Genomic DNA, 26,184 nt, shown 5'->3' on the forward strand with positions numbered 1-26,184 from the left:
TTCCAGCCTGACAAAAGCAGGCTTAGTCTATATTTCCATAAAATCACGGACGAAATCAGTGGCCGGATGGTTCAGCAATTCGCCGGGCGGCCCAAGCTGAACAATTCGTCCTTTATCCATAAGCGCAACGCGATCGGCCAGTTCGAGGGCTTCACGTACATCGTGCGTCACCAAAACGACGGTGGTTTCCTGTAACTCATTCAGCCCGAACAGTTCGCGCCGAACGTGCTTACGTGTAAAGGGGTCCAAGGCACCAAAAGGCTCATCCATCAGCACTACGGGTGGGCGAGCCGCCAGAGCCCGCGCTAAACCTACACGCTGCCGCTGTCCGCTACTTAATTCAGCCGGATACCGGGTCAACAAGGATTCGGGCAATTGAAGTTTGTCGATCAGTTCGCGTATTCGCTGCTGCGTTGCAGCCAGATCCCAGCCGAGCAGTTTAGGCACAGTAGCAATTGCCTCGGCAACGGTGTAATGCGGAAACAGGCCACCGTCCTGAATGACATAACCAATGCGTCGACGGAGTTCAGGGCCGGGTTGTTGCCGCACATCCACGCCATCGACACTGATCGAACCCGTTGTGGGTTCGATCAGCCGGTTAATCATCTTTAGGGTAGTCGTTTTCCCGCAACCACTTGTACCAAGCAAAACCAGATTTTCGCCCCGTCCAATTGATAATGATACATCATTAACCGCCGTATGTGACGCAAACTGTTTCGTCAGATTTATTATCTTGATCATTCAACCACCCGAACGCCTTTCCAGAATGCGACCCGGTCTTTAATCTGGCTGGCGGCCGGTTTTGGATCGGGGTAATACCAGACCGCATCCGTATTGTTTTTACCATCTACTGTCAGCGAATAATAGGATGCCAGCCCTTTCCAGGGACAGGTGGTGTGCGTTGAGCTAGCCAGCAAAAAGTCAGTATTGACCGAGCCTTTCGGGAAGTAATGATTATTTTCAACAACGACCGTGTCGTTGCTTTCAGCGATGATTTTACCGTTCCAGATTGCTTTCATTCGTGGTGAAGTTATAGCGTTGAATACTTCAGGGCATTCGCAGAAACCGTGTCATGATTTTCTGCGAATGTCCCGTTCTTATGCATTTACTGCCCGTACTTTTTTATAAACTATATAATCCAGGACTTTGGCTTCGAGCCGTGCCACCTCGGCCGCGGACGGTGGTTAACCACGACAGTCTAAAATAACCGTGGCACAGCTCGAAGCGAAAAGCCTGTAATCGTAACAACGAACGATTTGTGTTCATTTCACTACCTGCACCTCGATTATCGAATTGTCATATATCCGGTGCGTGGCCTTCTGAAAATCATCAGCGTTCGCTTTAAAAATGTTTTCTACATATTTCTGGGGATTACGATCGATGAGCGGGAACCAGGTACTTTGCACCTGAATCATCATCCGATGGCCTTTTTTGAAGGTATGGAGCACATCCTGCAAACGGAATGTCACATCAGTAACCTCGCCCGATTTGAATGGCTCGGGTTTCTCGAACGAGTTGCGGAACCGCCCACGCATGGCTTCCGAACGCACCATCTGCTGGTAGTTGCCAAGGGTAATGTTCTTGTTCGGCATATACGGATGGTTCGGCTCATTAGCCGGATAAACATCAATCAGTTTCACTACCCAGTCGGCATCGGTGCCGGTCGTGCTGACCTTCAGTTTGGCAGTTATTTCACCACCAAGTGTCATATCTTCGGTTAAAACATCCGTCTGAAACGTTAGTACATCGGGCCGTCGGCTGGCAAACCGCTGATCTTCCGACATGTAGTTGAAGGGTGTGAATCCCTGCGTCGTTGTGATGTCTTCGGTATACGGCACGGGCTTCATGGGATCACTGATAAATTCCGAGAACCGGAGCGTCGGACCGCTGCCCGCATCGGTCGAACCCATAACCCGGTTCGTGGCCAACTGACCGCCCGACATCAGGTAATATTGCTTCGTTTGCGCATCGGCAGCGGGCCATTTATCAAACGCTTTCCACTCATTGCGGCCCGTATTGAACAGGTACGCTTCAGGCAGGCCAGTTTTACCGTCGCCCGTTCCCTTCAGAAAATGATTGAAGAATTTGGCTTCGATATTCCGCTGGTAGAACGTTGCGATGCTATCACCAAAATAGATATTACTATGCAGTGTATGTCCTGTCTCGCGCGACCAGCGGCCATGCCCAAACGGCCCCATCACCAGCGTGTTGTAGGTGCCGGGATTGTTTTTCTCAACCGTCTTGTAGATGTTCAGCGGACCGTATAAATCTTCGGCATCGAACCAACCGCCTACGGTCATCAGGGCGTGTTTTACGTTTTTGAGGTGTGGAATAATACTACGCTTCTGCCAGAATTCGTCGTAGTTTGGATGCTCAACCGTTTCCTGCCAGTAGAAATTATCCTTGTAATATTTATCCACATTTTTCAACGGGCCAAGATCGTACTGCCACTGAAACCCATCGTTGCTCCCCGTTTGAATAAACCCGTTGTTATACCAGGCTTCCGTCGTTGGTTGTGGGTGCTGAATACCAAATACGGGATAGGTGAACAGATAAGCCTGAATAAAGGCACCATTATGGTGAAAATCGTCGAAGAAAAAGTCCGATACGGGTGCCTGGGGCGACGACGCTTTCAGGGCAGGGTGAGCCGCAACGGCCCCGGCAATGGTATAGAAACCAGGGTAACTAATGCCCCACTGCCCAACGCGTCCGGTGTTATTGGTTACGTTTTTAAGCAGCCAGTCTATCGTATCATACGTGTCCGAGCTTTCGTCAACCGCCAGCGCCGACTGACGGGCGGGTGCTTTTCCTTTCTTCTTTGCATTGGCCTCAACCGCCGGTTGCTGGTCGGTTACGGTCGGCGTCATGTTGGTCCAGGTCCCCTCCGAAGCCCAGCGTCCACGCACATCCTGATACACAAAAATGTATTTGTCACGCATCAGCGTTCCCGATGGTCCTACCTGATTCGGGTACGTGTCGGGGCCATAGGGCGCTACACTGTAGCACGTCCGCTGCATCATAAACGGGTATTTATTCGTTGGCGAAGCATCCTTAGGCACATAGACAGTTGTATGCAACTTCGTCCCGTCGCGCATGGGGATTTTGTACTCAACTTTCTGGTAATTATCGCGAACGTAGTTAGCGGCAGGGGTTGTTTGCGCCCTGACGAGTGAAGACAACGCAGGGATAAGCAGGCAATATAGCCACTTCTTCATGGAGCTGATGGAGTTAAGAAAACGAAACTACTGTAAATATACTAGTCTGATCCGTATTGCCTTCTGCCCAAAACGACCGTTGCAAATGGGGATTCAGGCATACTGATCGTCCACCAGGCCTGTCATCTTATCATAGAAAAGCTACGTTCTGACTCTACGTTTAATTTTATGAACCCTGCTTCCTATTCCAAGCAGGTAGTATAGCCAGCCTAATAAAACCACACCAATGACAACGACAACGACCCAGATTTTACCATCCGCCCTAAGAATTTCTGTTAACTGCCTCATTTTTAATTTTTTATAAACATGATTTTGAACTTAGGCATGCGTACTGGCCGATTTTTTAGACTCTTCCTGCTCGTCTAAATCGATTTCTAACCGACGTAATCTGACCCGAAGCTGCGTAATCCAAAACCCCAATAAGGTAAACCCAACAAAAGCGGGTCTGATTATCATTTTTATCGAATTGTCCGAATCGTATTGATTAAATCCAGGATTACCGCCGTTACCGGGATGTAGCGAATCGGTAAATCGGGGCAAAATGAGAATAAGCGGAATAAAAATAGCAAAGGCAAAGATGTTGTAAACCGACGAAATGCGGGCTCGACGCATTTCGTCATCAAATGACCGGCGTAAGACAAAATAGGCCAGATACATCAACATACCAACAGCGACTCCATTGGTTTTTGGGTCATTTGGCCACAGATCGCCCCAGGCAAAGTAAGCCCATACCGACCCGGTAATACAGCCTAAAACGCCAAAGAGAAGTGCTGTATTAGCCAGTTCTACGGCGATTAAATCATCATCAGGTTTACCTTTTCTTAGATAACGGATCGAAAAGATGGCGGACGAAAGCAACATGACCATCATCGCAATCCAAAGGGGCGGATGAAAGAATGTATTGCGGATGGCCTCGTGTAAAATAGGCAATTTAGGGACAGGGTTAATCAGGCCTGCAACAAAGACATACGCCAAAATAAGTACGGTTAAAGCTTTCCACCACTGTTTAAGCATAGGTCGACAGGTTCTTGTAAATAAGGATTAACGATAGATAGCGCGTTGTGTAAAGGGTTGTTTTCTAGCTTTACTATTGAAACCGTTGGTTAGCCATACTTGCTGATTTGGGTTCTGTGCAAAAAAGCCAGCATTCAATCCCAACGAAAAAGCCTTTTTCGACTAATGTCTACCGTTGGCCTGTTTGATGGCTGAATGTCAATCCAAATCGATCAGGAAACTTATGAAAAAAAGCATTCGATCAGTCGCTCCTAGACGCCTATTTCTTTACAGGATCAGCTTATTCAACGAAGGTATTATTGATCTGAACTTAGTCTGTAAAGCGGCTGATGTGGTGTTCGTTTGTTAACGATGTGTTGTCGGTTTCTCAAAACCGACACCGCGAGGAGGGTTCGCCGATGCGACGGCGAACCCTCCGCAAAGGTCAGGTTGAAGAACCTGACCTCACGTCGATACCCACAGCAACTTTACGGATTGAATCACAGATGCTTAAACTGAAAAATGGACTACCGTAGCAGTCCATTTTTCAGTTTAAGTCTTCGTCGGGAAATTAAAAATTAGGGTTTTTGGTGGCAACGCTACCTGTCGATGGATTTAATACCGATTCATCGGCAGGTACATCCCAGTAATCCAGAAAGTTATAGTTGATCGTAACGTTCTTGTTGACGACACCAGCCGTTGTCACAACCGTATTCCCATAACTTCCCCCACCATTGGCTATATCATAGGTCCATCCCCAGCGCCGACTATCATAGAATGACAGTCCGCGGCCGATAAGGGCCACCCGTCTTTCTTTTGTCAGTTCGGTAAGAGCGCCTGCTAACGTCAGTTTAGTGCCTGCCACCGCCGGAACGCCAGCTCCCATATAATTCCGTACTGCATCGATCGAAGCCAGACCCGCTTCGATATTACCCAGGCGGATGTTCGCTTCGGCCAGCATTAACGCGTTTTCTTCGTAGCTACCAGCAATAAAGAGTTCATATTCGCCAACCGACTTACTGCCGTACATATACACTCCGGGCATGCTGTTACCGCCATCCGTTATGCTATAGCGTGTGGTAAATGTATAGTTGTTTTTGTAGGTGGTAGCCGTGTTAAAATTATTGGCCAGTCGTTTGTCTCCGGCCCCAAAATTCTGAATAAACCGTTCACTGATTTTAAACGTTGTGGCCGTATTTACACCCGTCGTTAAGGACGTAACCGTTCCCCCCGAAGCTGAAAAGAAATAATTGGAAGCCGTACTTCTTCCTGTAAAAACGAAATCTCCTTTCTGAATACCGTTTGTCACCAGCGTTAATACACTGTTCCAGTCGGCGGCCGTCATTGCCGTTGTCGAAGACTTGGCGATTGTGGCATTTGGGTTTCCGTTTACAAAGGGAGCCAGTTTATTCAGCAGAATATTCCGGGCCAGCATGGTATTGATATTCCGTTTCCACATCTCAACGGTAAGAACACCACCATTGCCCACCTGCGTAAAAGCAGGAATCAACTGCCCCAAAACTGCCTGATAATCGGCCTGACTGGTAATGCTCCCCAAGGTAGTAACGGCCATAGTCAGGTAATTATTCGACTGTTTGATCAGCTCATCATGCAGCACATATTTGTTGTTCGTAGCACTAGCATCATCAATAATAAGACCCGAATAATACATCGAACCAATCGACGCGTAGGCATACCCCTTCCACCAGTAACACCAGGCTTTAACTGTATTAGCCTTTGTCGCTGCGTCGCCCGTGAACTTAATACCGTCAACCAGACTCAACACGTTATTGCAGGCATTATTCATCGCATACATGTTTAGCCACTGGTAGTAAATAGCATTATTGCCCGCACCCGTTGATGCACGGTTATTGTACGACCGGATAATGCCTATCGACGGGGACTTGTTTGTTAGTTTTGTCCCATCATCCAGAATAATGTAATCCGGCACCCCAATTGTTGTAATCTGATTGTTAGAAGCATCAGCGCCCAGTACATCAGCCATCAATTCGTTATACCCCCAGGGCAACGAAAAGTGACTGTTTCCCAGCCAGTTATCGCCATTCAGAAAGCCATTGATATACACTCCGCCCTGAGCCAGTGAGATAAGGCCGGTTTCTGTATTGACATTGGCGGTAACGGTCGGCGAGTTTGGATTGCCAACATCCAATTGTTCTTTGCAGGAAACCGTTCCAAGGAAAATTGCCGTGAGACAAATCGTATAAAGAAAGTTATGTTTTTTAATAAGTTTCATCTTGAAGGGAAGTTAAAAATTAGAAACCTATATTCAGTCCAACCTGATACGACTTTGTATTAGGCAACGTACTGTGGTCAATACCTCTGTCAAACGATGAGTTAGAAGACCCTGAACTGATTTCAGGATCGAGCCCGGTATAATTGGTGACCGTCAGGATATTTCGGCCAGTCAGGACCAGCTGGCACCTGTTGAGATAAGGTAATTTGACAACTTTTGCCAGATCAAAGGCCAGTGAAACGTTCCGAAGCCGTAAAAAGGAAGCATCCTCAACGAAATAGTCTTTAGTCGCATTGTTTCCGGCTCCCGATAAGCTACCCCAAAGTGCATAGTAAGCACTGGCGTAATAAGCCGAATAAGCCCCGGTTTGCCCATCAATGGTTACCGGTTTGGCAAAATCGCCACTGATCCCATCCCGGTACATCCATTCTTTCGTCTGGTTGTATAAGTGGCTGCCATATACCCAGTCGAACTGGAAAGACAACGTCAGAAAATCCCTGAATCCCAGACTATTAATGAACGACATGTTAAACTTTGGATTAGGATTGGCCAGCGGATATTTTTCATCCGTAAACTGGATCGCTTTCGTTGTTTTATCGACAACACGTCCATCAACCATTGCATACTTCGACGCATCGCCTTCTGCTATGTACCGAGTGCCATCCATCCGGGTAAATGCGGTGCTGGTCAAGGCTTTATAGCCATATATCTGACCTATTTGCTGCCCTGGTGTCAACACCAGTGAGGCATCGCCTGCGCCCGATGTCAGGATAATATCGGCTCCACCAGAAATTTTATCGATCCTGGATATCTGATGACCAAAGTTGGTGGTGAAATCCCATTTCAGATTTTTGGAACTATAAACCGGGATGTTCAGGGAGAATTGAACCCCGTTAGACGACATGTCTATGGCGTTGGTCTTTTGGCCTGTTGAGCCAAGCGAAGGCGGAACGCTAACGGTATAAATCACATTGGCGCTCTTCCGTCTCCAATAGGTAAACGAACCATTGATTGAGTTAAACCACGAGCTATTCTGATTAGCGCTAATCGTAAAATCGGTACCTGCTTCAAATTCTTTCGATACTTCTACTTTTAAGTTCGCATTGTTGCTGGTGGTAGGTATCGTGTATACTAATGACGACCCCAGATTTTGCTGGCTCAATACTGGATAACGATCGAAGGCTCCGGGTTGGATACCAGCTTCACCATAAGCCGCCCTTAACTTAAAATACGAGATCGTATTAGCCACACCGCTGTTTTTCATGAACGAGAACGGTAAAATGTGCCCATCGAAGTGCGGGAAGGTGAACGGTGTAGAACCAGCCCCGAATGCCGAAGACCAATCGGTTCGGAAACCGGCTGTCACTCCACCATAATCGCCAAAATCGATTTTCTGATTAACCAGATACCCATAGGTCACAAAGGGTTCTACGTAATCACCGTTATGATTGGCGGCCGTATTATACGAAGCAACGCCCTGCGATGATGTAGACGATATGTTGAAAGGCGGGGCCAGCCCTAACCCTAAACCATAGGTATCATATTCATTGTATTTCTTCTTTCGGTAGTCGAAGGATATCTGCGTACTGGTTTGAATTGGCAATTTGATATGAAAGTCATTTTCAAAATCAGTCCGGATATAGGCAGTTCCCAAAAAATTCTGGAACGTCGTGTTATACTGCCAGTTGTCAATCTCACCTTTATCGTCGGGGGCGAAATTACTGATCCAGGTGGGGTAATACGTGGCGTTTATATTTTGTGACTGATTCGCATAGGTCCATCTGGCGTTTTCGGTCCGGTAATTGATCCCGTATTTGGCATCCAGTTCCAAAAATTTATTGACGTTGTAGTTGACGTCAAAATTCTGGATAACGTCTATTTTGTTGTCCAGACCCGTCGTATATTCCTGAGTATAGTATGGGTTTCCGGCATTAACACTCAGGAAATCAGCTGTCTGATAAAGCGGAGAAGTGCCATCGGCTAATTTATACCTCAGATCAAAGAATGGAGATGTATTTAAAAAGCTGTAAACCGAGCCAACATTTCCCAACGAATTACCTTTGCCATAATCATAACCGCCAGCCGCTCCTAATCCTGGATGAAGTGTATTTTTGGTATAGACTAACTGGGTGGTTGATCGTATCGTAAATCCTTTGAACAACTCCGTTCCCAGATTAGCCGACAGGTTGCTTCGGTCGATATAACCGTTTTTCATGATGGAAGAAACGGTATGATTATTCGCAAACGCCAGGGAGAAATCGCTTTTTTCCGATGCTCCTGAAATATTCAGGTTGTTGTTGGTCGTTCCTCCCGTTTGAAACACCTGCTTGAAGTGGTCGTAATATTGCAGATTAGCACCATAGGGTTTATCGGCAACATTTCGGGTATCGAGGATGGCATAACGAGTTGCCCCGCCATATCTGTAGGATATACCTTCAATAGAGCCAACCTCATTATAGGCCAATGGTTTCCCTGAAGGATCGATCAGATTATTATTTGCATCTGTCAGATAAGGATGCAACTCTGCCTTGTGGACATTGCCACTGTTAATGAATTGGTTAGCCGAATAACTGCTGGAAAAATTGACCGCTACCCGGCCTTTCTTGCCTTTTTTGGTAAAAACCTGAATAACCCCATTGGCCCCCTGTGCTCCATAAATAGAAGCTGAAGCTGCTCCCTGAACCACTTCGACCCGATCGACATTACTCAAATCGAGCGAGTTAATATCAGTTGCCGCCACCTGAACGCCATCTACCATGATCAGCGGTTTGGTCCCCCCCTGAACGGAATTGATGCCTCGAAGCAATATATTGACCGGGTCGCCGGGGTTACCACTGACCGAAGAAATTTGTGCACCCGGTATTTTACCGATCAATGCCTGATCGATTGACGCTGTAGGCGTTTGGGGCAGATTCTTCGCCGTCACACTTTCAACAGCAATGCCTAGCTTGGCCTTGCTCGTTGCTACCCCGCTACCCGTTACAACGACTTCAGTAAGTATTCGCGAATCGGATACGAGACTCACGTTCAATTCAGACTGATTGCCAATTGGAATTTCCTGAGTGGTAACACCGACGAAGCTAAATACTAATACACTTCCTTTAGCTGATGGTACTGAGATGTCAAAAATTCCACCTGCGTCGGTACTGGTACCTTTAGTTGTCCCTTTCAAGACAACCGAAACCCCTGGGAGGGGTGAACCATCTTCAGCCGATGTTACCTTACCGACTACTCTTCGCTCCTGAGCCCATGCCATGGTCCAGAGTGAGCATACCAATAGCATGCTCACATATAGAGATTTGCTCATAACTGATTTTAGTTTGGTTAAGAAAGTATTCCTGCGAGCAAATCTATATAAGGCAAAAAATCAATACAAACTTTTTGTACAATTTTAATATTATGATCTTTAATTCTATTTTAATGTATTAAATCAAAATATTATTTTGTTTACAAGCATTTCATCGTTTCTATATTTCTTACTACAATTACTTAGTTTTGCTTAACAATATATTATACTTATAAGTATTTTTACCTATAATACCTATCTATCCATAAATAATACAACTAGTAAGCGTATGTTTATTAAGTACCTTTTTACGTCAATGGCCAACGATGAAAGTCCGAAATTTTAATTTGGTTCGAGTGAATTACGAAACAATAAGGCAAAGAAAACCCGTCAAAGTCTTAGCTTATGGCAAGTAAACCGTACCTGTTGGTTGGTTTCAGGATGACCCAGGTGATAGGTTAAGGGGCTGGCTTAGTTCGTTTCGTGCTTATCGTATTGTCACGGCCAATAGGAGTCGAGTTACCCGTATAGGAAAGATGGTTGCCACTATCCGTAAAATAGTACAACTGGTCGTCATGAAACACGACCCAATGATGAAGGAAGTACCTGCCCGACTTGACCTAACGTTCGCTTATCTGTAGTCGCGACGCACAATTGGTCAAAGGAGGGGCTACAACTTAGTTAGCTATAGGAAATCGTGAGGTAAAGGGAAGATGGCTAATAGTGAGTCGATGAGATCTCTCCGTGAGAACCGATGGTAAACTCATCATCAAATTTGACGCTGACAACAGTTGCATCCCTTACACCGGGGTGCTCCTTTATAAATCGTTGACGAGCATTATCCTCGCTAATATTCAAATAAGCTGTCTTCCATGGCCTGGGTGTGATAGACCCGTATCCGGTGACAATTACTAATATGTTGGCTGCCATGAGTGAAATTTGGTTGAATGTAAGCATTTTGAACTTGTAACCGTAAATTGCTTTCAAGCAATTTCGTTCAACTAAATCAGTTCAGGCTTTACTTGCCTGATAATTGACGCGGTCGTTTTCAAAACCAGCTACTTCAATAAACAAAGTGATGTAACAAAACTACCCCATCTTATCGGTTTCAGTACTAAAAGCGTAGCTTTATTGCATGCAAGACGATGACCTGGAATTAATTAACTATTTCGAGAATCGGCACTTACCAAAGCCTCCCTTTAGACTGAGTGCCAGTGAAATTATCAACGACCTACCCGGCTATATAGCCGTTCAGTTTAGCCACCTGCGCAGTGGAATGAGTGCTGGCTCTGCCAGAGATAAATTAAAAAGATTGAAAGAGCGACTAGAGGAGCAACAAAATAACCAACTCACCTAGAGAGCCATTTGTTCTAGTTAACAAGCAAAACAACCAGTCTCCACTGGCGGGGGCTGGCTGTCGATGACCTCTCCTAATTAAGCTTACTATAAATAGAACGAACGCCGAAAGTTTATATTCGCAACGACAGAGACAATCTACATTTTAGGCTTGCCCATTTATTGGCAAACCGCCATTTATTTTTATCAGGATGTGCCTTAAGCCCTGGTGCCTGTTTATCGCGACCCTAACTCAACGGTCAGGTTAGGATTACCCCTCTTTATTAGTTATATTTGAGAGAATCGGCTCTACAATAGCCTGTCCTTACCTGCCTTTCGAGTCTAAAATGCCAACCGGCTCCATTACCTGTCGGATCAGTGCAGCTATGCGCTGTCTAATGAGCAGTACTGCCATTACCCTTCTTTTAATTGCCAGATGCATACCTCAACGGTCAACGCGTTACGACTTTATTATACGTTCACTATAGCAATTGATAAAAATGCATAACGACCAAATCACCGCTCTGGATTTCGAATTAAACCGTTACAATTCCCGGTTAGTGGACGATGAAAGCAATGGTAAGAATATTCTCACTGCGGATGTTGATGGAACGTTAATTAGCGAATCGAAGCTTTTGGACTTCCTGAACCGTTATAGTATCCCTTTTCAGGAAATAACATTTCGATATAGAATAAAAAAAATGGGATCAGCCTTACAGGGCCGCTATTGGGCCTACTTTCATAAATAACTTTCTAATTCCTAAACAGCTCTACTTGTTCTTTAACAAAATAAGTCGCGGCTTTCACCGCGACTTATTTCTTTTAGGCCTTTTGCTGAGAAGCGTGCCACCGTTCAAAACCGTGGCACGCTTCTCAGCAAAAGGCCTATTCTTTTTTTTTATACCGTCAGTTTTTTCATGTATTCAGCATCGTTTTTCATGCTGACCATTGGTGATTCCGGATACTCTTCCTGCTCGACAATGAAGTAGCTGATACCGCTGTCCATAGCCACTCGCAACGTCGTTTTGAAATCAACACTTCCCTTGCCAAGGTCATTCTGGACAGGCTTGCCGCCTTCCTTTTTGTAATCCTTTATGTGGCAGAGTTCATACCGTTTGCCGTATTTTTTGAGGTGGTCAGTTGTATCGACCCCAGCCACGTCGATCCAGCATAGGTCTAACTCAAACATGACGTTTTTAGGGTCAGTGTTTGCTAACAGATACTCCTGAGGGAGTTTACCGTCGAGGGGTTTAAACGAGTAATCGTGGTTATGATAGCCAAATTTCAAGCCCGCCTTGTTTACTTGTTCGCCAACTGTATTGAATTGGTCGGCTATTTTTTTCCAGTCGTCAAACGATTTCTGTGGGCCAATGTAGGGGCAAAGCAGGTAAGACAATCCCGCATCATGGGCCATTTCAATGCTTTTTTTGAGCAGATCTGGCTTATCGGCCTGTCCCCGGTAATCAAAGTGCGTGCTGATCATTTTCACGCCAAGATCACCGAGAAACGACTTGATTTCTTTAGGCTCCATTCCCCATAAAAAACCCTTCGCTCCGCCGAAGCTCTCGAACTGTTTATAGCCCATTTTCGCTAACTCGGTCATAACGCCTTTGGGGTCTTTAGGCAGTACATCACGCACGCTGTAAAGCTGTACACCAAAGGGATTGATGGCCTTAGCAGGCGCACCAGCGAGTAAATCAGCTTGGGTAAAGGCAAAAGCTCCGGCCGTGAGCAGGCCAGACTGTTTAAGAAAACTCCGTCTTTGCATGATAGAATATTGTTTGCGGCTTTAGAACGCAAAGATGGGGTGGTTTTATAAAAATATATCAGGAAATATTTTTAGCTTCCATACGTATCGGCTCTACAGTTCCCAAATGACACGCACCACTTTGCCGTGCACACCGATAGTCTGAAAAAATTCCAGCCAGTGAAGCTGTTGTGGACCCAGATGGTCAGTGGGCGATTTTACTTCAACGAAATCATATTGCCCCTGTTCATTCCAGACCAGTAGGTCCGGAAAACCGCGCGTATGTTCACGAACGTTACGGGCCATCTCAAGTAAAATCAGTCTGAGCTGGTCAACATCGAGCAAATCGATCATCCGTTTTACCAGCGTCATGAGTTCATCGGACCAATCAACCAATACATTGGTAATGCCATATTTAGCGTTGAACATTCGGCCCGTATGCCGTCGCCAATCGTCTTTTGTTTCGAGTTCCCAGAGTCGTTTTTTTAGCAGATCCTCCCGCTTGAGGTAAAAGTCAGGAAGATAAAAATCGGACGGAGCCCGTTGCAGCGGGTGGTGAATAGCCTGCACATTGGCATCGTAAATGATGTCCCAGAAGACAAGTCCGAACAGTCCGCGCCAGGGATAATTTTCGGTAAAAGCCGCGTCGTAGCCCTGTTCCAGATAATCATTCATCACCCCCGCTTCGACATGATGCCGGTAGGCGGCCGGAATATTCACACTTTCGGCATCGGACAAGAAACGGGTTGTTGCTTTACGCGTACGTTTCTTTTCGCCGACACCCAGAATTTTATTGCGGAAGTCAGTGGCAAAGTAGCGTTCTTCTGCATTCAGCGGACTGACGGCAATTTCGTCGCAGAGGGCCAAAGCTTCATCAATGGAGCCATTTTTGAATAACAACCGTACTCGTCGTTCCCGAGCCGGTACGTGGTCGGAGAGTTCATAAACGGCGAGTGCCTGTTCCGGCAATTTCTGCCGTTCCAGATAACCGCCCACGCGAACAATGAGCTTCTGATAGCCAGGAACAGCTATTTTGGTTAGTTCAGGCCGGGTTTCATTCCAATTCAGAAACCAGTTATAAATATCTTCTGCGGGCGTTTCGGACTGTTTAAGCTCGTAAAACTCTTCGTAGGTCAGTGAAATCAGTAACTTATCCTCAACTTCTTTACGCGTTCGAAAACGAGCCGTTAGCTTACTTTCATCATATCGTTCAAAATTGACCATACCCAGATCACGCACCACAAACTCGGTCATATTGCCACTCCTGTTGCCAAAAAACAGGTATTTAACCATCATACCTTCGGCCTCAAAGTTCATCTTAACGACCGTTTCGTGCGTAGTCAGGCCACCGACAATTTCGCCAAAATCGAGCTCGCGCAGGGCATATCGCACAACGCCATCTTTCTTTTCTTTACCCAGTGGCTTAATTTCTTCCGGCTCCAGTGGTAGAAGTTCAAGCAGCTCGGGTTTAGTAAAAACATCCAGTACAGCCTCACCCCTATTGCTATGATGAGCCGCCAGTCGTTCGATAAATCCAGCGGTTATTAATTCACCAACAGCCGCCGGTAGGTCATTTATTTCGTTATACTGTAGCTTGTTAATACGAAAAAAGAGTCCTTTGCGGTTGCTGAATCGGACATAAAGGCACTGGGCATCGATACTTAAGGCGTCGAACCGCCGTACGAAATCCCACTCGGCCTCGTTTAATAAGCTGCCATACAGGCGTTTGACAAAATCCAGCACGTAGCGGAAATTGTCGAGGTAATACCGGGGCGTAAGAATAACTTTCTGGCGTCCAACCATCTGTCTTATGGTGATGCACGTTTCCGTGGAAACCCGCAATAATTAGTCAATACCGTGGGTTTTCACCCGTATTATAAGAACAAAAAAACAGTCATTTATGTCCCCAGCTGACGTTCTTAACGAGTTAGAGAAACAAGGTATTTTGCTAACCGGGCAGCAAGATAAAATCAGTGATTATGAGCAGAAACGACCATTCTCATTGCACTGGGAATTGCGTTCATTGCTTTATGTTGGCATTTTGCTGCTAAGCTCGGGCCTTGGCCTGCTCGTCTATGACAACTTCGACCAGATAGGGCATGGTGCCCTGCTCACAGCTATGGCAATTGCCTGCACAGCCTGTTTTCTGTTTGCCTGGCGATTCCGGCCCGAATGGACAGTGGCTCAGGCAAAGAACCGTTCGCCCTACGGCGATTATGCGCTTCTGCTGGCCTGCCTGTTGTTTCTGACACTCGAAGGGTATGCGCAGTATCAATATACCATTTTCGGTACGCGTTATGGCCTGGTCACACTGCTTCCGGCCCTGCTGTTTTTGCCGCTGGCCTATCGCTTCGACCATCGGGGAGTGTTAAGCATGGCTCTTGCCGCGCTTATTTCGTGGGTGGGCGTTACAGTACGCCCCCTTGAGCTGTATTTCAAAACTAACTTTTTTGATCGCGAAACTGTCTTTTCGGCGATTGCTCTGGCGCTTGTACTCATCGGGGTGTCATTTGGTTTAGAGCGCCAGCGTATCAAACCTCATTTTGCCTATACCTATCTGACCATTGCGGGTAATTTGCTGCTGATTGCCCTATTAGGTGGGTTATTCAATTTCGAGGAGTTACACCTTTGGTTTGCGTTGGGTCTCGCGGGGGCCTGTATCATCCTCGATCAATACGCCAGGCGTACCAAGTCGTTTGTGTTTCTGCTCATGAGCGCGGTATACGGCTACATTGGCGTCACGTATTTATTCTTCCATTATATCAGTCCCCAAAACTGGGATGATGGTTTGTATTACTGGTATTTCATTCTGACAGGCATTGCGCTGGTAGCCTACCTGATGAGTCAGATTCCTAAACGAAGTAACGCATGAAAGCCTATAACGAAGCGTGGATTTATAACCGCACCATAATCGATCAGGCCGAACGCTGGTATCGCAAACGCATGTTGTCTGATAAACAGATAGCCGCGGTTCGAAAGGCCTATCCCGTCGATTTCCGCCAGACAAATGCTTTTATCGAAATCGGACTGTTCTTATTTACAACCGTCGCCATTTTAGGTAGTTATTTATTGCCCGCCAGTTTTTTCTCGATGTTGCTGAACAATCAGACCGTTTATGGTGTGTTTAATATCGCTTTCGGCATCGTAGTGGGCATTGTCGGGCATCAACTCATCAATAAGCGTTCCCTCTATCGAAATGGAATCGATAACGCCTTTGTGGTTACGTTAGCCGGATTTCTGGCATTTGGGTTTAACCAGTTGCTGCCAAATGGCTTATCCATCTCAGCGCATTGTTTGCTGACCTTACCCCTGCTGCTAACTGTGTTGTGGTACTATGGCGACACACTGATTGCATTCTTTACACTGGCTACCTTCTACACCTTTGTCTTCGACGGCCTGTTGCCATTTAGTTGGGGAAGAGGAGCCCTGCCTTTTGTGATGATGGCCGTATCGGGGCTATTGTATTTTCTGGCCCGAAACCCAAACCTGCTCTGGTCGAAGTCGCCCATTCGCGACGCCTACTATGCCGACCCTCAGAATCTGGTTCAATGGATTACGCTACTTGTTTTAGCGGCCAGTGGAAATTATTTCGTGGTGCGTGAATTAAACGGTCTTCTCCTGAAACCTAGCCCAACCCATGCGCCGGAAATCGACCTGCCTTTCCTGTTCTGGGCGCTAACCTTTGCCATTCCGATCACGTATTTGTGGCAGGGCCTGCAGAAGAAAGATCGAATGCTGCTAATTCTTGGTGTATTGGGCCTGATTGCAGGCGTCATGACGTTTCATGAGTATTTTGCGCTTGTTCCGCTCAATATGGCCCTAACAATTGGCGGACTCACCCTGATCGGGCTTGCGGTGCTTGGTATCCGTTTCTTCCGTGAACCTAAAAATGGGTTTACCGATGTGCCGGACGATGATTCACCGGACGAATTTTTTGTCAATACGGAGGCTCTAACGGCGATTCAGGCCACGGCCAATACGCATCACAACACAAATGATGAGGTTCGATTTGGGGGAGGATCGTTTGGCGGAGCAGGAAGCGAGGGGAAGTATTGATATATCCTGCCTGCTTCTGCCGAAAAACCGCTAAGTTTGGCCCCGCAAACCAACGACCATACGCAGTCGCATGAAAACCGTAGATTCTTATAACTTCGCTGGTAAGAAAGCCCTCGTTCGGGTAGACTTCAACGTTCCGCTCGATAAAGAGTTCAACATCACTGACGATACTCGCATCAAAGCGACGATACCAACTGTCCTGAAAATTGTGAATGACGGTGGGTCCGCTATCCTGATGTCGCACCTTGGTCGGCCGAAGGGTGGCCCTGAAGAAAAATATTCACTCAAACATTTGTTGCCAGCGCTGAAAGAAGCGTTCGGTCGCGATGTAAAATTTGCTGATGATTGCATTGGTCAGTCAGCTACCGATCTGGCGGCCAGCCTTCGACCCGGCGAAATTCTTCTGCTCGAAAACCTGCGTTTTTATAAGGAGGAAGAAAAAGGTGATGTTGCGTTCGCCGAAAAACTGTCGAAACTCGGCGATGTCTGGGTGAACGATGCCTTCGGAACCGCTCACCGCGCTCACGCCAGTACGGCGGTTATGGGCCAGTTTTTCGAAGATCGCATAGCCGGTTATGTGATGAAGGCGGAGCTGGATAATGCCAAAAAGATTCTGGATGAAGCCGAACGGCCTTTCACGGCAATTATGGGCGGAGCCAAGATTTCTGATAAAATCCTGATTATCGAAAAACTCCTCGACAATGTCGATAATCTCATCATTGGCGGGGGTATGACCTACACCTTCACCAAAGCGCAGGGTGGTCAGATCGGCAAATCGCTGCTCGAAGCCGATAAGCAGGAGTTGGCGCTTGAATTGCTCAAAAAAGCAGAAGAAAAGGGTGTAAAGATTTATATGCCGGTCGACAATGTTTGCGCAGATAGTTTTTCAAACGATGCGAACCGCCAAACGGTAGCTACTGGCTTTATTCCCGATGGATGGGAAGGATTGGACATTGGCCCTGAGAGCGTTAAGTTATTTACGGACGTTGTTCTAAACTCGAAAACCATTCTCTGGAACGGCCCGATGGGCGTGTTCGAATTTCCAAATTTCGCCATTGGCACCGATGCCATCGCCAAAGCCGTTGTGAAAGCGACTGAAGAAAACGGTGCGTTCTCACTCATCGGTGGTGGTGATTCAGCTTCTGCGGTTAATCAGGCTGGCTACGGCGACCGGGTTAGCTACGTATCGACTGGTGGCGGTGCGCTTCTGGAATATATGGAAGGTAAAGTGCTGCCGGGAGTAGCCGCGCTGGAGTAGACTCAGGCAACCTAGCCAAAAACGTTTGCTATATCCTGGAGCCCACCGATCGTTTCCAACCGACACGATCGGTGGATTTTTTTTGACTGATGAGCCTATGACTACCAGTCATTGTGCGGTTTACAGGGCTAAAACGACAAACTCCACCCGCCGATTCTGTCGTTTGTTTTCTTCCGAATCGTTCGGTGCGGCCGGTCGTGTATCGCCATATCCATTGGCTCGCAGGCGGCTTTCGGCAATGCCCTTTCTGGCCAGATAACTTCGAATAACTTTCGCCCGGTTCTCGGAAAGTAAGACGTTTAAGCGTCGGTCGCCACCATTGTCGGTATGTCCCGCAATTTCAATGACGAGCTTGGGGGTAGTGATAAGCGTTTTTACCAGTTTGTTCAACTGTGGATACGACTCTGACTTCGGTACATAACTACCCTGATCAAAATAAACATTATCGAGCCGAAAAGCCTGATTAACCTGTAAATCCCTGAATATGCTATCGGCTTTGGGATCTTCCTTGTCAAGTCGGACAGCATAGCCATAATTGGGGCAGGTATCGCATGAGATAACCATTACCTCTTCCGATTCATAATAGCCGGGTGTTTTTGTGATTACGGTCAACGTATCGCTGCCAGTCAGGACAAATGCATACGGATGACCGAGCTGACTTTGCCCATCAAATTTCCGTTTCGCCCGTTTTGCGTGTATCGTGAATCTGGCCGGAAGCTCTTCCGACGTCTTTCCGTCTATAGCATTAATTGTAAACAACGTCTTTTGCTGTTTAACGGGTGTTTTTTGCTGCTGACTGTAACCAACTGTAGCAATTGCCAGATGGACGAATAGAATGAGCAGGGCGCGCATGGTCGTGTGATTTATAAACCAGACTAACCCTACTGCAAAATAAGTGCCGTTTTAAAGCGCATTGGTTTCTTTACTTCGTGTGCGTCTGTAAATCAGGCGCATCATGCGCTCATAATAGCTCAATGTCCCCTGCCTGCCGTTTCAGGAAGACCGGGGACATTGGTATGTCAGGTGCCTAATGGATCGAAATATCGACACCTGAATGGTATGAGCAGACTCATTGTGAGCCTTTCAGGTTGCTTCTGAACTATCTGATCGTAGTTACTAAATTTTTACGGCTTGCCGGGCCAGTAATTTCCAATCACCTTTCTGTTTGACCCATACTAACAGCACGGCCAGCTTAACTTGCCCGGCCTGTCCCTGGTTATTGGTTTCGCCAGATAGTTTATGGCGCACCAGAGCGGTATTCTCCGTAACCGAAATTGTCTGATCGGCCAGTTCAATTGTTTTAAAATCAGATGCACCGCTGATGAGCGCTTCCATAAAGGCAGCCTTATCTTCAATTTTTCCATTCGAGTGCCCATAGCTGAGCTGGGTTGCGGCAATAGCGTCCAAACCTGCTTTGTCGGGATCAATCATCAGCTTACGAAGCTTTTCAACGGCCTGAGCCACTGCCTGATCCTGATTTTGGGCGATGCTTTCAACGGAGATCATCGTGCACAGAGCAACGAGCAAAAACAACAATTTTTTAGCGTACATCTTTCTTGCGTTTTAAATGTATGAACCCCGACGGATTGGAAATCGGAAGGTTTCAGCGCTAAAAGTCAGTTCGCCTTTATTGTTTACTTACGTTGAACGCTATTGGTTCGTTCCGGTTGGCTAGTGGATACGTTTTCCTTTAACGCTCCCTCCTACCCAACCGGAACGAACCAATGGCCAAATTGATGCTTATTTATCCCACCAGACAGGCTGATAAATATCATCGACAACCGTTGCATTCAAATTGTAGTTGCGTTCATCCTGCGATGTTGGTAAACGCAAAGGAATTGCCTTTTTCTGCGAATCCTGATTCGCTTTCAGTTGCGGAAATCCAGTTCGGCGCCAGTCGTTATAGCCTTCCGGCGATGTGAACAAGGCCACATACTTCTGGTTGATGATTTTTTGCTGGGAGATCGTACTGGCCGTTTCACTGGCTATTTTTTGCTTGAAATCGGCCGAAATATCTGATCCTGTGATCCGTTTGACCGATGCCGTAACAGCTGTGTTATAAGCCACTGCTGCTTCGGCCGCTTTTCCTAAGCGCAGTTGCGCTTCGGCCTCCATGAATTTCGCTTCGGCGTAGGTCGCGATGGGCGTAGGTGAATCTGCCGATGCAATTGCGGGCCCTGGATCAGAGGCCGCCGTGTTGTCCGATTCTTCGGGGGCCAGCCCCGAATAGCCATTGTTCTCATCTTTGGCCACCAGATACGGTAATCGCGGATCGGTATTCGTTTTCAAATAATCGACAAAAAACTTACCCATTTTGATGTAACCCGCGCGGTTCGACAGAAAATCGTACCATTGATTGAAGCTACCGGCAATGTCGTAAAAAACGGCGTTCATATCGGGTTGATCAGCCGACACTTTGCTCAGCGATGCCATTACCTGCGTGGCGCTACCCGTTGGGTCGAGTTGACTCAGCCGGTTTGCATACCGGGCTTTGATGATGTAAGCGACATTGATCCAGGCTTTTACATCCCCCTTGAAGATAATGTCATCCGTGCCGGGCAGAAACTGGTTCGCCTTTTGAGGCTGGCTCAGGTCCGTAATAGCTCCATCCAATAAGGTCTGAATGCCTTTGATGACATCTTCCTGTTTATCGTATTTTGGCTGGAAATTTCCCTGCAAACCTGTAGCTGCTTCATTAAATGGAACGTCACCCCAGAAATCCGTTGCAACACCGAAACTCAGGGCCATCAGCACCTTCGTCATCCCCGAATAATACGGGTTCCCGGTACCATATTTATCGAGCAGGGTTCTGGTGTTAATGAGCGTACCATTATAAATCGTTGCCCATTCATTGGTGATGTCTGCTTCGGTGATGACATACTGCCCAAAGGTCTGATACTGAAACTGGTTCCCGGCTGCCTGCTGGGCCAATACGCTGCTAATTCGCCCAAGCTGACCGCCATAAGTTGCAAATGTCGACACTTCAGCGCCCGATAACAGCAACGCTGCGGATGCGGTTTCCGGCGAATTTGGATTAACGCCGTATTCATCAAACTGGTTTGTGCAGGAGCTGGTAGCTACGATCAACACCAGAACCCCAAGAAATATCTTTTTCATGTTTTGTCTGTCTTTAGGGTGATTAGAAGCCGAAATTGATGCCGAAGATGTATGAACGTGTGCCAGGGTTATTGAAATAATCAAACCCTTGCAGGTTTGATCCTGCACCGGTCAGGCTCGTTTCCGGATCGACCCCTTTGTAGTTTGTGTTGAGGTATAGATTTCGGCCCGTCAAGGATATGTCTACATAATCGACGTATTTTTTCAGCTTGATCCGATAGCTCAGCCCAACTTCGCGTAGACGGAACCAGTTGACGTTTTCTACGAACTGTTCGGCAGCCCCACCGTTATCGCCCAGATAGCGACCAAAATAGTCAAGTGCCGAAATGGCCTTTGTATTCGCCGTTCCGTCGGCCATGACGCCCGGAATGACATAAGTATGTTCGCGATCGGCAGATTCCTGCGTGCGACCGATCCGTTGCAGACGGGCATAGGTGCCGTTCCAGATCGACCCACCCCGGCGAACGTCAAGCAACGCCGTTAACGTAATACCTTTGAATGTGAAGCTATTACGAAGGTTGCCAAGCCATTGCGGATATGGATTGCCGATGTTTTGCTGGGCGCCCTGCAAGGTTGGCAAACCGTTTGTTCCGATGATCAGTTGCCCCTGGTCATTGCGTTGCCACTTCGTTCCATATAGCACGCCCAGCGGCTGGCCGACAATGGCGTAACCGCCGATACCGTTAAAGGCCGACTCAAGACTAAGCTCGGTTACACCTTCCGTTAGCCTTAGTACTTTACTACGGTTCATGGACCAGTTCAGGTTTACATCCCAGGAAAAGGACGGTGTTTTGATGGCATTGATGCCCAGCATGACCTCAACTCCCCGGTTCCGTAATTGGCCCGAGTTGGTGTAACTGGCGGTGAAACCCGATGCCGGAGCCGTTGGACGTTGCAGCAGAATATCGACCGTTGTCTGACTATAAACCGTCACGTCCAGATCGATTTTGTTCTGGAGAAATTTGACGTTCAAACCGGCTTCAAGTCCCTTGACGCGTTCTGGCCGAAGGTTAGGCGTACCGACAATCTGGTTGTAATAAGCAAACCCGTTCACTCCGCCATACGGGAAAATCAGACCATTGGTGAAGCCATCCGTAAAAGACGGCTTTCCGAAGTAGGTTTTAGTTCGGTAGGGAACCGGAGGAATACCGGATTCGGCATAAGCCAATCGTAGTTTCCCGAACGATATGGGCGTATTTTTCAGCACCGACTCCGTGAATACCCACGATAGCGAAGCCGAGGGATAGAAGAAATTATTCTTCTGCGTCCGGTCAAATGTTGACGACCATTCGTTTCGGCCCGTTAGGGAAAGGTACAACTGATTGGCGTAGTCGAAATCGGCCTGGCCAAAAACAGCCGTTGTCAACCGGCGGGTGCCCGTATTGGATGCGTACAACTCAGCCGCGTTTCCCAGGTTGTAGAAGTTCGGAATCGAGAGGTTACGACCGCGGGAGAAGTTATCGGTAAAATTAAATGACGTTATGTTATGGCCAACTGTATAATTTACACCAAATTTTTCACTGAACCGGTGTTCGCCACGGAGCAGTAAATCGGCATACACATCGCGGCTGGTGATGTTATCGTAGTTTACCTGCCCATACGTTTGCTGATTGTCATCGCCATTGGAACTGATCGAATAGACCTGCCGCCGGGCATCCGAATACGCATCGACCCCTATTTTATAGGTCAGATCCAGATGCGATGACCGATGGTAGTTCAGGTAAACGTTGCCCAGCACCCGGTTAATATCGTCCGTAAACGGATTGTTGTAAACGCTATAAAACGGATTGTCATAAAACGCATAATAGTTGCGGTTATAGCCATTGCCGTACTGATAATTCCGCAGGTCATAAGAGGCAGGTGCCCGCATCAGGCTTAGCATTACCCCGGCAACATTACTACCATTCTGCGCTTTGACACCCCCCGATTTAATGTAACTAACGGTGCCGCCAATCTTCAGGTTATCAGTCATATTGGCGTCCGCCGTTAACCGGATCGTGTTCCGCTTATAGTCTGTATTCGGCACGATACCGTTCTGAATCAGATTACCGAACGAGATGCGGAAATTGGCCTTGTCGTTGCCACCGGCCAGCGCAACGTTTGTTGTGTGCGACACGGCCGTCTTGAAGAAATTTCCCGGATTGTCATAGGCCTGCAAGGTAGGATCACCCGAAATTTTCGGGCCCCAGCTATTGGGCGTACCGGCGGCCACATCGTCGTCAGTACCCAGGCGCTGGTCTGGTCCGGCGTCGGCCGTTTGGTACACTCCGCCCGCCCCCTGAGCATAGTCAGATTGCAGTTTGGGTAGTTTATTAACCTGAGAAAGCTCCAGACGATAGCTGACTGTTACCCCGATACCGCGTTGATTACGCCCTTTTTTGGTTGTGTAAATAATGGCCCCATTACCCGCTCTGGCCCCATAAAGTGCCGAAGCCGCTGGTCCTTTCAGGATCGTAACGGAAGCAATATCGTCGGGGTTGAGGTCCAGAGCCCGGTTCGAGTTATTGACACCCTGCAAATTGGCGTTAAATGGATAATCAGGGGGCGATGAAGTGACCGTTTCGTTATTGATTGGAACCCCATCGACAACAATCAACGGCTGTTGTTCTCCCGTAAACGTTGACGGGCCGCGCAAGACAATCTTACTGGACGCCCCCGGTGTACCAGCGGAGCTTGTAACCAGAACGCCCGCTGTTTTAGCCGCAAGGCCCTGAATTACATTGGCTTCTCCCGATCGGGTAAGGGCATCGCCCTGTAAATTGGAAACCGAGTAGCCTAATGTTCGTTTCTCGCGTTGTGCACCAAGGGCCGTTACGACTACTTCCTGTAATTGTTTGGTATCGGCTTTCAGGGATACATTGATCGTTGATTGTGAACCGACCGGTATTTCCTGTGATTCGACGCCGATGAAACTGAAAATAAGTGTCGCATCGTCAGATACGTTGATGCGGTAGTTTCCATCGGCATCCGAGTTTGTCCCCCGAGTCGTTCCTTTTATCTGGATGTTGGCACCGGGCAGAGCCTTCCCATCTTCCGCTGTAGTGATTTTCCCCGTCACGCTTCGTTCCTGTGCATATGCAAAGCCTGTCGAGCCAAGCAGCACGAGTAATAAGAAAAGTTTTTTCATGGGTAAGTTGTTGTTTTAGAATAATAGTTACAATACTATATGTGGATAGAGCCCACTGGATAGCAGCGGGAAAGTGTATGAACGGTAGAATTAAAGCTGGTTATACCCGTTAACGGGCTGGTAGAGAAGGCTACAATGGCGTTAGAGTGCGGGCCGCCGGAATCGATTTTGGAGTAGAAATCGTTAAGTCCCGAACAATAATTTCGAGACCATTGGACACTTTAAGCTGGTAATCGCCATCGGCTAACTCGGTCAGATCGATATTGAGCCGCATCGTTGTATCCGTTTGGTTCATTAGTCGCTCAAACAGTAAATTACCTTTGAGGTCATTGAGCTGCACACTGACCTGACCGCCCAGTTGTTTGTCTACATTAACACGCAACTTTGTTTGGTCCATCGACACATAGGCGCCCACTTTGTAATGCGCTAATTCGGTCGGGCGAGAGCGTTGCTTTGCCTGTGGAATGGGTGAAGCAACTGCTGAAAAACGAACGACCAAAGCAACTAATAAGGAAATAGTAAATGTCCTCATGGCAGTAGTATGACGTTTGTAGATGATTTTTCAGTCGAGTTACCCCGCCCGATGGCCTAAAGACTAACGTATACTACCGATTGTTGTGTTATTTGGCCAAAAGGTTGTATCGATCCATGATTGGCAAAAAAAACAGTATGAATGGCGCAATAACCATCCAAACTCTTACTGAAGACTATTGAAAATAAACGACAGGCGGTAACCTGCCAGTGTATGGCTTTGGAGCGTACTGAAGGTATTGAAATACTATGCCGGGCAGCTACTATTTTTCATACGAAAATCCCTTTTGTTTTTCGCTGATTTGAGCGGTTTGGGCCAGCAGTGCCGTATGGTCAAAAGACTGGGTTACCGTTTTGTGGATGTTCTTGCAGATTGTGTCGAGTGGCAGATCATTATCATCAGTACCGAACGGGTTTTCAATTTCTTCGGCAATGATTTCAAGGCTGGCGAGTACGTAAAAGACAAATACGACCAGTGGAACAACAAGGTAGTGCAGGTTTGACACATAACCCAGTGGCAATGTGAGGCAATACGTGAAAATAAACTTCTTGATAAATGAACTGTAGGAAAACGGAATCGGGGTGTTTTTGATCCGCTCGCAGGCTCCGCACGTATCCATCAGAGACTGTATTTCCGGATTGAGGATGATCAGGTGCTCGGGTAGCAAAACACCTTGTCGTTGTAGCTCATGAAGCTTTCCAAAAATTGATAGCGCGAGTTGCTGAGGCACGTGTTCGCTCAAATGCAGGTTGTTGATACTGAATGACCTGGTTTCGGTAAACTCTTTCTCGATGGCGTGTTGACGCAGGTGATTTTTTAACGCAAAAGCAAAGTTTGGAATCATGGCCCGGAAAAACTCACGCGCTTCGACCTGGTCAGTATCGAGAAGCTGGTCTAGCTTGAGTGCCATATTTCGGCAGTTATTCACAAGCCCTCCCCATAATTTCCGCCCCTCCCACCAGCGATCGTAGGCCGTATTGGTGCGAAAGACCAACAGCATCGATATCACAAAGCTCAGCAACGTATGCATGAGCGAGAGGTTCTTAAGATGAGGATTCTCGCTTAAATCGAGTAGTTCAAGAATATGGACAATAATGAACGAGTAAACACCTACCCCGATCAAAACTGGCAGGAGTTTACGCACGGTGTCGGCCCGGTTGAAGGTGATAATGAACCGAAACCAATCCTTGGGGTTATAGTTGACCATACAGTGATTTGGTTGAGTAAACCTCAATCTTACGAGGTTTTGACAAAAATATCAACG

The 26,184-nt window shown here is 47.2% G+C and carries 20 protein-coding genes; 5 read left to right on the plus strand and 15 right to left on the minus strand.

What is annotated here, in order from left to right; all coding sequences use genetic code 11:
• Positions 1-27: 27 nt before the first annotated feature.
• The 5 genes from GJR95_RS15000 to ccsA all read right to left on the minus strand — a co-directional run bounded on the left by GJR95_RS15000 (position 28) and on the right by ccsA (position 4,229).
• Positions 28-741, minus strand: a complete 714-nt coding sequence (locus GJR95_RS15000; RefSeq protein WP_162386639.1) for an ABC transporter ATP-binding protein — start codon at positions 739-741, stop codon at positions 28-30.
• Entirely contained in the window at positions 738-1,019 is a 282-nt protein-coding gene (locus GJR95_RS15005; RefSeq protein WP_162386640.1) for a DUF427 domain-containing protein, read from the minus strand. Before GJR95_RS15005 ends, GJR95_RS15000 begins: the two co-directional genes overlap by 4 nt.
• A gap of 243 nt (positions 1,020-1,262) precedes the next feature.
• Positions 1,263-3,215, minus strand: a complete 1,953-nt coding sequence (locus GJR95_RS15010) for a CocE/NonD family hydrolase (protein ID WP_162386641.1) — start codon at positions 3,213-3,215, stop codon at positions 1,263-1,265.
• Between the two features lie 141 nt (positions 3,216-3,356).
• Entirely contained in the window at positions 3,357-3,503 is a 147-nt protein-coding gene (locus tag GJR95_RS42105; protein ID WP_232541192.1) for a CcmD family protein, read from the minus strand.
• 30 nt (positions 3,504-3,533) lie between these two features.
• A complete protein-coding gene (gene ccsA / locus GJR95_RS15015; RefSeq protein WP_162386642.1) occupies positions 3,534-4,229 on the minus strand; it encodes a cytochrome c biogenesis protein CcsA in 696 nt (231 codons plus the stop codon).
• Positions 4,230-4,558: 329 nt separating this feature from the next.
• Between ccsA and GJR95_RS15020 the strand changes: the two genes are divergently transcribed.
• Entirely contained in the window at positions 4,559-4,744 is a 186-nt protein-coding gene (locus tag GJR95_RS15020; protein WP_162386643.1) for a hypothetical protein, read from the plus strand.
• A gap of 35 nt (positions 4,745-4,779) precedes the next feature.
• Here GJR95_RS15020 and GJR95_RS15025 read toward each other — a convergent pair whose 3' ends face one another.
• Together GJR95_RS15025 and GJR95_RS15030 are read right to left on the minus strand one after the other, a co-directional pair.
• Positions 4,780-6,462: a RagB/SusD family nutrient uptake outer membrane protein gene (locus GJR95_RS15025; protein ID WP_162386644.1), complete on the minus strand. Its 1,683-nt coding sequence runs from the start codon at positions 6,460-6,462 to the stop codon at positions 4,780-4,782.
• Between the two features lie 19 nt (positions 6,463-6,481).
• Positions 6,482-9,769, minus strand: coding sequence for a SusC/RagA family TonB-linked outer membrane protein (locus GJR95_RS15030; RefSeq protein ID WP_162386645.1), 3,288 nt, complete (start codon positions 9,767-9,769; stop codon positions 6,482-6,484).
• Between the two features lie 1,114 nt (positions 9,770-10,883).
• Between GJR95_RS15030 and GJR95_RS15035 the strand changes: the two genes are divergently transcribed.
• On the plus strand, positions 10,884-11,105 hold the full coding sequence (locus tag GJR95_RS15035) for a DUF6965 family protein (RefSeq protein WP_162386646.1): 222 nt from the start codon (positions 10,884-10,886) through the stop codon (positions 11,103-11,105).
• 876 nt (positions 11,106-11,981) lie between these two features.
• Here GJR95_RS15035 and GJR95_RS15040 read toward each other — a convergent pair.
• Positions 11,982-12,851 (minus strand): sugar phosphate isomerase/epimerase family protein, encoded by an 870-nt coding sequence (locus tag GJR95_RS15040; RefSeq protein ID WP_162386647.1) that lies wholly within the window; start codon positions 12,849-12,851, stop codon positions 11,982-11,984.
• Positions 12,852-12,944: 93 nt separating this feature from the next.
• Positions 12,945-14,633 (minus strand): VRR-NUC domain-containing protein, encoded by a 1,689-nt coding sequence (locus GJR95_RS15045; protein ID WP_162386648.1) that lies wholly within the window; start codon positions 14,631-14,633, stop codon positions 12,945-12,947.
• 97 nt (positions 14,634-14,730) lie between these two features.
• On the opposite strand from GJR95_RS15045, the gene GJR95_RS15050 reads away from it, so the two are divergent.
• From GJR95_RS15050 to GJR95_RS15060, 3 genes are all read left to right on the plus strand, one after another.
• Positions 14,731-15,702, plus strand: coding sequence for a DUF2157 domain-containing protein (locus tag GJR95_RS15050; RefSeq protein WP_162386649.1), 972 nt, complete (start codon positions 14,731-14,733; stop codon positions 15,700-15,702).
• Entirely contained in the window at positions 15,699-16,886 is a 1,188-nt protein-coding gene (locus GJR95_RS15055; protein WP_162386650.1) for a hypothetical protein, read from the plus strand. Before GJR95_RS15050 ends, GJR95_RS15055 begins: the two co-directional genes overlap by 4 nt.
• 70 nt (positions 16,887-16,956) lie before the next feature.
• Positions 16,957-18,144 carry a phosphoglycerate kinase gene (locus tag GJR95_RS15060; RefSeq protein WP_162386651.1) on the plus strand — a complete coding sequence of 396 codons (1,188 nt, stop codon included), beginning with the start codon at positions 16,957-16,959 and terminating at the stop codon, positions 18,142-18,144.
• A 120-nt stretch (positions 18,145-18,264) separates the two neighbouring features.
• On the opposite strand, the gene GJR95_RS15065 is transcribed toward GJR95_RS15060, so the two are convergent.
• The 6 genes from GJR95_RS15065 to GJR95_RS15090 form a co-directional block, all read right to left on the minus strand.
• The gene (locus GJR95_RS15065) at positions 18,265-18,996 is read right to left on the minus strand and encodes an OmpA family protein (RefSeq protein ID WP_162386652.1); all 732 of its coding nucleotides are present in this window, start codon (positions 18,994-18,996) and stop codon (positions 18,265-18,267) included.
• Positions 18,997-19,260: 264 nt separating this feature from the next.
• Complete coding sequence (locus GJR95_RS15070) at positions 19,261-19,695, minus strand: nuclear transport factor 2 family protein (protein ID WP_162386653.1); 435 nt, start codon at positions 19,693-19,695, stop codon at positions 19,261-19,263.
• A 189-nt stretch (positions 19,696-19,884) separates the two neighbouring features.
• On the minus strand, positions 19,885-21,261 hold the full coding sequence (locus GJR95_RS15075; protein ID WP_162386654.1) for a SusD/RagB family nutrient-binding outer membrane lipoprotein: 1,377 nt from the start codon (positions 21,259-21,261) through the stop codon (positions 19,885-19,887).
• Positions 21,262-21,283: 22 nt separating this feature from the next.
• Positions 21,284-24,388: a SusC/RagA family TonB-linked outer membrane protein gene (locus tag GJR95_RS15080; RefSeq protein ID WP_162386655.1), complete on the minus strand. Its 3,105-nt coding sequence runs from the start codon at positions 24,386-24,388 to the stop codon at positions 21,284-21,286.
• A gap of 130 nt (positions 24,389-24,518) precedes the next feature.
• A complete protein-coding gene (locus tag GJR95_RS15085; protein WP_162386656.1) occupies positions 24,519-24,920 on the minus strand; it encodes a hypothetical protein in 402 nt (133 codons plus the stop codon).
• A gap of 262 nt (positions 24,921-25,182) precedes the next feature.
• The gene (locus GJR95_RS15090) at positions 25,183-26,127 is read right to left on the minus strand and encodes a bestrophin family protein (protein WP_162386657.1); all 945 of its coding nucleotides are present in this window, start codon (positions 26,125-26,127) and stop codon (positions 25,183-25,185) included.
• Positions 26,128-26,184: the final 57 nt, after the last annotated feature.

The organism is Spirosoma endbachense (assembly GCF_010233585.1).
Classification (GTDB): domain Bacteria; phylum Bacteroidota; class Bacteroidia; order Cytophagales; family Spirosomataceae; genus Spirosoma; species Spirosoma endbachense.

Excerpts from the sequence above, each read along its gene's own strand:
- GJR95_RS15000 (WP_162386639.1), bottom strand. The coding sequence starts at position 741 with ATGATCAAGATAATAAATCTGACGAAACAGTTTGCGTCACATACGGCG.
- GJR95_RS15005 (WP_162386640.1), bottom strand. The coding sequence starts at position 1,019 with ATGAAAGCAATCTGGAACGGTAAAATCATCGCTGAAAGCAACGACACG.
- GJR95_RS15010 (WP_162386641.1), bottom strand. The coding sequence starts at position 3,215 with ATGAAGAAGTGGCTATATTGCCTGCTTATCCCTGCGTTGTCTTCACTC.
- GJR95_RS42105 (WP_232541192.1), bottom strand. The coding sequence starts at position 3,503 with ATGAGGCAGTTAACAGAAATTCTTAGGGCGGATGGTAAAATCTGGGTC.
- ccsA (WP_162386642.1), bottom strand. The coding sequence starts at position 4,229 with ATGCTTAAACAGTGGTGGAAAGCTTTAACCGTACTTATTTTGGCGTAT.
- GJR95_RS15020 (WP_162386643.1), top strand. The coding sequence starts at position 4,559 with ATGTGGTGTTCGTTTGTTAACGATGTGTTGTCGGTTTCTCAAAACCGA.
- GJR95_RS15025 (WP_162386644.1), bottom strand. The coding sequence starts at position 6,462 with ATGAAACTTATTAAAAAACATAACTTTCTTTATACGATTTGTCTCACG.
- GJR95_RS15030 (WP_162386645.1), bottom strand. The coding sequence starts at position 9,769 with ATGAGCAAATCTCTATATGTGAGCATGCTATTGGTATGCTCACTCTGG.
- GJR95_RS15035 (WP_162386646.1), top strand. The coding sequence starts at position 10,884 with ATGCAAGACGATGACCTGGAATTAATTAACTATTTCGAGAATCGGCAC.
- GJR95_RS15040 (WP_162386647.1), bottom strand. The coding sequence starts at position 12,851 with ATGCAAAGACGGAGTTTTCTTAAACAGTCTGGCCTGCTCACGGCCGGA.
- GJR95_RS15045 (WP_162386648.1), bottom strand. The coding sequence starts at position 14,633 with ATGGTTGGACGCCAGAAAGTTATTCTTACGCCCCGGTATTACCTCGAC.
- GJR95_RS15050 (WP_162386649.1), top strand. The coding sequence starts at position 14,731 with ATGTCCCCAGCTGACGTTCTTAACGAGTTAGAGAAACAAGGTATTTTG.
- GJR95_RS15055 (WP_162386650.1), top strand. The coding sequence starts at position 15,699 with ATGAAAGCCTATAACGAAGCGTGGATTTATAACCGCACCATAATCGAT.
- GJR95_RS15060 (WP_162386651.1), top strand. The coding sequence starts at position 16,957 with ATGAAAACCGTAGATTCTTATAACTTCGCTGGTAAGAAAGCCCTCGTT.
- GJR95_RS15065 (WP_162386652.1), bottom strand. The coding sequence starts at position 18,996 with ATGCGCGCCCTGCTCATTCTATTCGTCCATCTGGCAATTGCTACAGTT.
- GJR95_RS15070 (WP_162386653.1), bottom strand. The coding sequence starts at position 19,695 with ATGTACGCTAAAAAATTGTTGTTTTTGCTCGTTGCTCTGTGCACGATG.
- GJR95_RS15075 (WP_162386654.1), bottom strand. The coding sequence starts at position 21,261 with ATGAAAAAGATATTTCTTGGGGTTCTGGTGTTGATCGTAGCTACCAGC.
- GJR95_RS15080 (WP_162386655.1), bottom strand. The coding sequence starts at position 24,388 with ATGAAAAAACTTTTCTTATTACTCGTGCTGCTTGGCTCGACAGGCTTT.
- GJR95_RS15085 (WP_162386656.1), bottom strand. The coding sequence starts at position 24,920 with ATGAGGACATTTACTATTTCCTTATTAGTTGCTTTGGTCGTTCGTTTT.
- GJR95_RS15090 (WP_162386657.1), bottom strand. The coding sequence starts at position 26,127 with ATGGTCAACTATAACCCCAAGGATTGGTTTCGGTTCATTATCACCTTC.